The sequence below is a fragment of the Bacillus sp. mrc49 genome, assembly GCF_002803435.1.
On record NZ_PHNG01000678.1, the window covers coordinates 1 to 6,950 of the forward strand.

Genomic DNA, 6,950 nt, shown 5'->3' on the forward strand with positions numbered 1-6,950 from the left:
GATTCGCGGCGCTCATCTTCTTATTTTGGACGAGAAATAAATCATTTCTTACCTATTCATTAGGGGCATGCTTGCTGGGACTGCTTCTCATTTACTACCCGGTTTTATTCGCCTCAAATAAAGTCGAGCTATCCGCTGCCGTTCCGATGGATAATCTGGTGATCGGGAGCAACACCGCTTCCGATCATGAACAGGCCCTGTCCGGCCGTTTTTCGGAAATGTTTTCAGATAAGATTCTTCAGCAGAGTACGGAATGGGGACGCTTATATGTCGTTTTCAAGGGCATCGAAATCTTCAAGGACCATCCGATATTAGGTACGGGGCTTGGAACATTCGGGGATTCCGCCACCCTTTCCTTCCCTTCGCCGATCTATGGTGAATATCAAATAGGAGAAAGAATGTATACGGATAATCAATATATCCAGATCCTGGTTCAGACAGGCATGCTTGGTTTCCTTGCCATTCTCATTTTCATCATTTTCTCCTTCCGCAAGATCGCGACATCGAAAAAAGGGGTCTTTGGAGCCTTCACCGCTTGCCTGTTGCTGGCGGCCTTAACAGCCGGACTTTTTTACAATATTCTTGAGGATAAAACGTTTACCTTGTTTTTTTATAGTTGTTTGGGAATCACTTTACAAAAGGACATCATTTTAAAGGATTGAAAATATGCCTACTCGTTCACATGTACTTAAATCGGTCGGGCTCGTCACCATCATCGCAGCCGTCGGGAAAGTTCTCGGCTTTGGCCGGGAGTCGATCATAGCCGCCTATTTCGGGGCGTCATCAACGGCAGATGTTTTTTTCGTGGCGAGCCTCATTCCCACCATATTGTTTACGGCTCTCGGCAGCGGGCTCCAGGCTGGCGTCATCCCGATTTATTTGGAAAAGAAAGCGGAAAATCCAATCAAGGCGGATGATTTCATCAGTCTATTAGGTTCCTTCTTCATGCTGGCTGCAGGAGTCATGACCATTGTTTGCATGATTTTCGCAAAGCCGCTCGTGATGCTGGTTGCGCCCGGTTTTTCGGGTGCAGAGCTTGAGCTGACGGAATCACTGACCCGGATCATGCTGCCTAGTTTACTATTTTTCACGCTTTCATACATGGCAACCGGCGTCCTGAATGCGAATAAGCGTTTCATCCTGCCGGCGCTTACTTCCACTGCCCAAAACACGGTCATTATAGTGGCCACCGTGTTGTTTGCTGCCCCCTTTGGGGTGGTGGGGTTGGCCTGGGGCTTTGTATTCGGTGCAGCCAGCCAATTCCTGATTCAATACCCGTCATTGAAGAGATACGGCATCCGGCCCGTCCTCTCTTTCCTGCCTCATAAGCGGCAGATCGTTCAAACACTGTACACCTTTTATCCGATCATCATCGCTGCTCTGGCCATCCAGTTGAATAGTGTCGTGGACCGAATCATCGCCACCTCGCTCGAAACCGGGAGCGTAGCGGCGCTGAACTATGCGAACCGGCTGTTATGGCTGCCGTTAAGCATTGTCCTCACACCGCTGATTACCGTCTTGTATCCTTCCATCGTCGAACGGGCGCTCATCAGCTACAATTCTTTCCTCGAATTGACCTTAAGAGGGATGAAATCACTTGTTTTTTTGGCGGTGCCTTTCGTGATCGTCATGTTAGTCAGCGGAAATGGCTTGATTACCTTGGCTTTCGAACGTGGGGCTTTTGATGCTTCGGCTACCGAAACGACTTATACGGCATTTTTCTTTTATTCAGCCGCCCTCCCTTTCTTTGCACTTAGGGATTATTTAATGAACGCCTTCTACGCCTTAAAAAAAACAAAAACGGCCATGTATTCCTGCTTGTTCGCCGTACTCCTTAACGTCATGCTCAGCTGGTTCCTATCGCGGCATCTCGGAGTCGGCGGCATTGCCATGGCTACAGGGATTTCCATGCTCCTTCAATCGCTCTACCTGTTTTGCTGCCTTTGGCTGAAGGCTGACGGGAGGAAGGACACCGCGGTTTTCAGGGATGTCTTGCTCGAAAGCGGCAAGCTGCTCATCATCGGAGCCATCATTTACGTACTTGCCCGATGGCTTCACCCGCTTGCTTTGGCGTTCCCCATCATCGTAGAACTAGTGTTCATCTCGTTATTGGTATTTGGACTGTACCTCGGATTATCGATGATTTTCAAAGTGAGCAGCCTGAAGTCATTGAGCAGGCTCAAATCCAAATGAAGGAAAAGGAGTGCCGATCATGAACATATTGATTACAACGATATTCAACTACCCTCACGAAGGGGGGCTTTCCAGTCATATCACGACATTAAAGAAAGGGCTGATGTCACGGGGACATACGGTAGACATACTATCTTTCTCCCAATTACCCCATTTCAAGAAGAAAATGCTCGCCCAGGCACCCGGTTTTTTATTGAACAAAGTAAAACAAGGAAGCGGCCAGCTTTTTAATGACAGGCAACGCCAAAAATTATTGGCTTCTTCGATAAAAAGCTTGAATAAGCAATATGATGTCATTAATGCACAGGATATTTTCGCTACGCTCGCGTCCGTTGAATCCGGTATTCCAACGGTGCAAACCGTCCATGGATATTATTCATTCGAGGCAGTCAGCAGGGGGGCGCTCCTCCCGGATAGTGCAGAAGATTTGACCATTCGGGAGCTTGAACGAAAAGCTTATCAATCCGCAGCAAAAGTCGTGACGGTCGACCAGAGAATTAAAGACTATATTCACCATTTAGCCCATATCGAGGCGGAAGCGATCAAAAACTTCATTGACCTGTCAGCTTTTGCACCGGAAAGCGCGAAACGGGAGCAAACCCGTCAGGATTTCCAGATCCCCCTACATAAGAAGATGCTTTTCGTGCCTAGAAGGATGACAGAAAAGAACGGCGTCATTTATCCGCTCCTTGCCCTGCCGGAGGTGCTCGAAGCCCATCAGGAAACGGTATTGGTCTATGCAGGCACAGGGGAGCAGCTCGCCCGGCTCGAGGAAACGGCAGCCAGTCTCCATTTAACCGATTCGGTACAATTCATCGGGTCCGTGCCGTTCGAGAATATGCATAATCTCTATGAAGCATCAGATGTCGTCCTCATCCCAAGCGTACACTCGCACGGGGTGGAAGAGGCTACTTCCATTTCTGCATTGGAAGCGATGAGCTGCCGCTCCCCCGTCATTGCCAGTGCAATCGGAGGCTTGAAGGAAATCATTGTGGATGGTGAGGATGGCCTTCTTGTAAAGGAGAAGGATACAAAGGCACTTGCACAATCCATCTTAAAATTGCTTCATGATCCTCCATATGCATCCACGTTGGCTTCGAGGGCACGATCAAAAATGGAAAGCGAATATTCGCACCTCTCCGCAGCCAAGCGGTTCGAGGCCGCTTACAATGAAGTCCTCTAAAAAAAACAAGCAGTCCCAATGAATTGGGGCTGCTTATTTTTTCATACGAGCTGTGAACTGCGTCTTTTCATTTGTTCATCGCGGTATTTTTTCTGTTCTTTTTTGGACATGGCGTTATATTCCTTCAAGAATGCTTCATATTGCGGCATGACTTCTTTCATGGGACCGTACGCCTTTAGCTCTCCATACTCAAGCCATAAAGCCTTTTGGCAAAATTTCTTCATCTGACCGATTGAATGGCTGACAAAGAACATCGTTTTGCCTTTTTCCTTGAATTCGTTCATTTTCTCCAAGCACTTTTCAGCAAAGTTTTTATCCCCGACAGATAAGGCCTCATCAATGATCAGGATATCAGGGTCGATATGCACGGAAACGGAAAAACCGAGCCTAGATTTCATACCGCTTGAGTAAGATTTCACCGGTTGGTCAATGAACTTGCCTAGCTCGGAAAACTCGATGATCTCAGGTTCAAGTTCTTTGATCCGCTGCTTATCGAATCCAAGCATCAGCATTTTCAGCTCAATGTTTTCCCTGCCGGTCAATTGATTATTCAGCCCCGAGGCAACGGCAATCAAAGCCGTTTTCCCGTTCGTTTGGACATTTCCGTCAGTTGGCGGGATAATGCCGGCAATGATATTGGACAAAGTGGATTTCCCGGATCCATTCACACCGACAAATCCTATTACATCGCCCTTCTCCGCTTCAAAACTTAGATTCCTCAAGGCAAAATACTCCTCCCCATAGCTTTTAGGCAAAAGGAGGTCCAATAATTTTTCCGAGTTTTTATTATATAATTTATACTTTTTCGTTACATCTTTTACAATTACAGATTTTTCCAACTTTTCTCACTTCCTGTTTACTTAAAGTCAACAAAGCGATCTCTAAATCTAACATGCAGCGAGGAACCTATCATAAACAAAATGATAATGACTGCCCAGAAATAAAGCGTATATTCCCAATGCTCGATCAGATACCATGATTCCCCCAATAACGAAGCGCGATACCCATCCACAATATAATAGAGCGGATTCAGCTTCATGATATTGAGAATGAGAGGGTGCTCCTTGGCATCCAATACCCAGAGGATTGGCGTTAAATAAAACAAAACTTTCATTAAGGACACGATTAGATTATGAACGTCACGAATGATGGTTGATACCGTTGAAGTAATCAAGCCAAATGAAAACAAGAGCGCAACCGTTGCGGCAACATAATACGGAAGTTGTATGATATAAACTGTAGGGAAATATCCCGTGAAGCTTAATAGGATGATGATGACTCCAAGCAGCATGAGATGCTGATACAGTTTAGCAAAGATGACATAAGAAGGAATGACACTCATCGGGAAACTCATCTTGGATACCATATTCAGTCGGGAATAGACCGATTTGGATGTTTGGGTTGTAGCAGGATTCACAAAAAACCAGACCACGATTCCCGCCATCAGCCATGGAAGGAAGTTGTCACCGCGATTTAAGATGATGAAACCGAACACAAACCAATAAATTGAGATTTGGATCATCGGATTGATGATTTCCCATAGGATTCCAAGATAGTTATTGCTATTGGCGCTTTTTACCTCATAGACGGATAAGCGCCTGACTAAATAAAAATTGTTGATTTGTTCTTTTAAAACGGTCAAAGCTGAACTCATATATTACACAGACCTTCCTAAAAACACTTTTTCTACGACACGGCGTGAAGCCTGGCCATCTTCAAGTGCACAAAACCGTTCGTGAAAATGATTGATATCATTCGTATTTTCAAATTTAATCTTCTTGATACTATCAATGACCGCATCGGATGTTTTTACTAACGAACCAGGTGCATTGTTTTCGAAATCAAAGTAAAACCCGCGAAGCTTGTCCCTGTATTTTTCGATATCATATACAAAAAAGAGCATCGGACGCTGCAGATTTGCGTAATCAAAGAATACGGATGAATAGTCGGTAATCAATAAATCCGAAATAAGATACAAATGGCTTATATCTTCGTAACTGGATAAATCATAGGCAAACCCTTGATACGCCGATAAATCCATGTTCTCGGAAACCAAATAATGAAGTCGGAGCAAGATGACATACTCGTTTCCCAATTCCCGTTGCATTCGATTCAGATCCAGCTTTAGTTCAAACTTATATTTTCCCCTATCATAGAACTCATCGTCCCTCCAAGTGGGAGCATATAAAATGATTTTTTTCTCTAAGGGAATACCCAACTTCTGTTTCAATGAGTCGATTGTATCACGATTATTCCCATTGTAAAGTAAATCATTACGGGGATAACCAGTTTCCAGAATTTTAGTAGGATCGACGTTGAAGGCACGGGCGAATATTTCCGTTGAATATGCATTCGGCGATAGTAAATAATCCCATTTGCTTGATTCGGCATGGAAATTTTCTTTATATTTTTCCGACGTCGTCCCAGGCATATGAACTTCCTCCATGTCGGCCGCAAGCTTCTTTAGTGGCGTCCCATGCCACGTTTGCAAATAGATCGTGTGCTTCGGCTTCGGAATCCAAAGCGGGAGCCTGCTGTTCGTTACCCAATAGCGGGCTCTGGTCATTTTAAGCAGCCAACTTAACGAGAAACGATGGAGATATGGAATGCCTGCCTCTTCGAAATGAGCCTTATACCTTTTATCCACGCTCCAATACATTTTATATTCAGGATGGTGACTCTGCAAGTATTCATAAATCCCTCGTGGATTACAGCTATATTGCTTGCCCAAAAAGCTCTCGAAAATGACCAGCTTTTGGTCCACCGGCAATACTCTGCCTGCCATTGCGAAAAACATTTGATATCCTCTTAATATAACGGCTTTGGCGATGCGTTTAAACAGCGATAGAAAGGAAGGTCTCTTTGAGGTTTCCGTTTTTTCGTTTGACATATCCGATCTCCCTTTTATTAATTATTAATGGTGAATGCTGATATAAATGAACCATGAATCACCGTCATTCCCGCTTATCGAGACACATCCCCGACCTCACATACACCAAAAATAAGCTCGCCCACCAAAAGGGGGAGCTTTTTCGGCGTACTTCGAACAGCTACTCCAAAGACTTTATTGCCAGCCCCAAATTATTTGCAACCGTTGTATAAAACTCCACGTTTTTCTTATTATACGTCATTTTATTTTTGAGAATTCTTTTAATATTGATCAATTGATATTCATTATATCGAATAAACACTGTAAATAGGGACTTTTCCATTTTATCGATGTCATCCAGCGAAACAGCGAAATGGCCTCGATTGCCTTCTATCTGTACGTCACATGTAATTTCATTATCAATCCTTTTTCTATCTCGTATTAATACAGACTCGATGTTGTTTATATCTTCACCATATATTTCAAAGCTTTGGTGGTAGACATTATCGATGATATAGGAGTCTATTGCACGAGCAAGCATCGGGATCCTGACGAAGCGATATGTCCCTTCCAAAAATGGAAGTTCATAATAAGGCAACCCATCTTCGATATGATATTTTTTATTGGCATCTTGTTTTAACCATTCAAATACCCTTACGAAATCATCAATCCGATCCTCCATGAATAATTCAAGCGCCAATTTAT

General features: G+C 44.2%; 5 protein-coding genes and 2 pseudogenes. 3 read left to right on the plus strand and 4 right to left on the minus strand.

Features of this window, described 5'->3' with window-relative positions; translation table 11 throughout:
* The 3 genes from CVN76_RS10715 to CVN76_RS10725 form a co-directional block, all read left to right on the plus strand.
* On the plus strand, positions 1–662 hold a 662-nt coding region (locus CVN76_RS10715; RefSeq protein ID WP_198512535.1), incomplete at its 5' end, for an O-antigen ligase family protein.
* Between the two features lie 4 nt (positions 663–666).
* Positions 667–2,193 (plus strand): murein biosynthesis integral membrane protein MurJ, encoded by a 1,527-nt coding sequence (gene murJ / locus CVN76_RS10720; protein WP_100531233.1) that lies wholly within the window; start codon positions 667–669, stop codon positions 2,191–2,193.
* A gap of 19 nt (positions 2,194–2,212) precedes the next feature.
* Positions 2,213–3,376 carry a glycosyltransferase family 4 protein gene (locus tag CVN76_RS10725; RefSeq protein WP_100531234.1) on the plus strand — a complete coding sequence of 388 codons (1,164 nt, stop codon included), beginning with the start codon at positions 2,213–2,215 and terminating at the stop codon, positions 3,374–3,376.
* 41 nt (positions 3,377–3,417) lie between these two features.
* On the opposite strand, the gene tagH is transcribed toward CVN76_RS10725, so the two are convergent.
* From tagH to CVN76_RS10745, 4 genes and pseudogenes are all read right to left on the minus strand, one after another.
* Positions 3,418–4,215, minus strand: a complete 798-nt coding sequence (tagH, locus tag CVN76_RS10730; protein WP_100531235.1) for a teichoic acids export ABC transporter ATP-binding subunit TagH — start codon at positions 4,213–4,215, stop codon at positions 3,418–3,420.
* Positions 4,216–4,232: 17 nt separating this feature from the next.
* A complete protein-coding gene (locus tag CVN76_RS10735; RefSeq protein WP_061141222.1) occupies positions 4,233–5,030 on the minus strand; it encodes an ABC transporter permease in 798 nt (265 codons plus the stop codon).
* Between the two features lie 3 nt (positions 5,031–5,033).
* Positions 5,034–6,239 (minus strand): annotated as a pseudogene (locus CVN76_RS10740) (CDP-glycerol glycerophosphotransferase family protein); the annotation flags it as partial.
* 187 nt (positions 6,240–6,426) lie between these two features.
* A pseudogene (locus CVN76_RS10745) lies at positions 6,427–6,950 on the minus strand (hypothetical protein); the annotation flags it as partial.